This window comes from Methanophagales archaeon (genome assembly GCA_021159465.1).
Classification (GTDB): Archaea; Halobacteriota; Syntropharchaeia; order Alkanophagales; family Methanospirareceae; genus G60ANME1.
The window spans coordinates 1-1,196 of sequence record JAGGRR010000149.1 but is presented as its reverse complement, the minus strand read 5'-3'; the positions used below and the strand labels follow the sequence as shown (position 1 = coordinate 1,196).

Annotated in this window: 2 protein-coding genes; both read left to right on the top strand. The window is 37.7% G+C overall.

Annotated elements, in window-relative coordinates; all coding sequences use genetic code 11:
* Positions 1-274: 274 nt before the first annotated feature.
* Positions 275-526 (top strand): hypothetical protein, encoded by a 252-nt coding sequence (locus J7J01_06740; protein ID MCD6210568.1) that lies wholly within the window; start codon positions 275-277, stop codon positions 524-526.
* A complete protein-coding gene (locus J7J01_06735; GenBank protein ID MCD6210567.1) occupies positions 523-927 on the top strand; it encodes a PIN domain-containing protein in 405 nt (134 codons plus the stop codon). The genes J7J01_06740 and J7J01_06735 overlap by 4 nt, the downstream gene beginning before the upstream one ends.
* The last annotated feature ends 269 nt before the right edge of the window (positions 928-1,196 follow it).

Genomic DNA, 1,196 nt, shown 5'->3' with positions numbered 1-1,196 from the left:
GCCAAAACATTAAATCAGTGAGTAGTGAAATAGTGAGGGAATGAAATAGTCAAATAAGTTTTTTGTCTCACTCACTCCTTACTCCCTCACTATTTACTAATTTTGTCATTGGGGTTTTGGGCTTGATTTGACATTTGAGCTTTGTCATTTGTCATTTTAAGATTTGGATCTCCGTTAAAATTACTTTGACGAAGTCCTGTTTTGGGTTTAGAGGAGTATTGACAAGATATCATCCCACTGGTATGTATGTACATAGAAATTTAGGGGTTTTGAGATGCCAGTTAAAAGATTAAATATTGAGCTACCTTTAGATCAATATGAATTCCTCCGCAAAGAGGCTACTGCAAGAGGAATTGCCATCTCCCGGCTGATCAGAGAGCTTATAGCAAAGCACCGTCAATCCCTTACAGAAGAACTTAAAAAAACCTATCAAAATGACCCCTGGTTCCGGAGATGTGGTTCCTTTGATGGGCCGGATGATCTAGCTGAAAAGCACGACCTTTATCTATATGGCAAAAGCCAATGATCTTCATAGATACTTCTGCATTCCTGGCCATAGAGAATCGAAGGGATGCTTATCACAAACAGGCTCTCGCATACAGAGATACTATTCTCCAGTCAGGGCTGGGCTTGATTACTACTGATTATGTTCTTGATGAAAGTTACACTATTATTCGCCTTCGAGCAAGTCATGCTGTTGCTGTCCAGTTTGGTGAAGATATCTTGGCAAGCCGCATTATCCAGATAGAATATATGACCTCAGAACTTATTAAAGAGGCATGGCGTATATTTAAATCATTTGCTGATAAAGAATTTAGTTTTACGGATTGTACCAGTTTTGCCTTAATGGAACACCTTCATATTGATACCGCTTTTACCTTTGATGATCACTTTAGACAATATGGTAAATTTATTGTGAGGCCATAAAGTCTTTGGAAAAGTTTCTTCAACATATCCAGTTCCTTCTAGGAATGTGAACTTGTCCCTGATTTCTAATTTGTCAAAGGTGATGTCCTATAATTCCTGTAAAAAGAGGGTGGCCTGGGGTATAATAGATAAATTTAAAACTCTAACTCCGCAAAGTTTTAGGGAATAAGTTTAATCCCAAAATCCTTTCTATCTTCTCAGCTTTTGCAGGAATCTCGCTCAATCTTTTCTCTCCATCACTATAATATATACAGCTTGTTGAAAAACTC

Coding starts and splice junctions, on each gene's coding strand:
- J7J01_06735 (MCD6210567.1), top strand. CDS start 523: ATGATCTTCATAGATACTTCTGCATTCCTGGCCATAGAGAATCGAAGG.
- J7J01_06740 (MCD6210568.1), top strand. CDS start 275: ATGCCAGTTAAAAGATTAAATATTGAGCTACCTTTAGATCAATATGAA.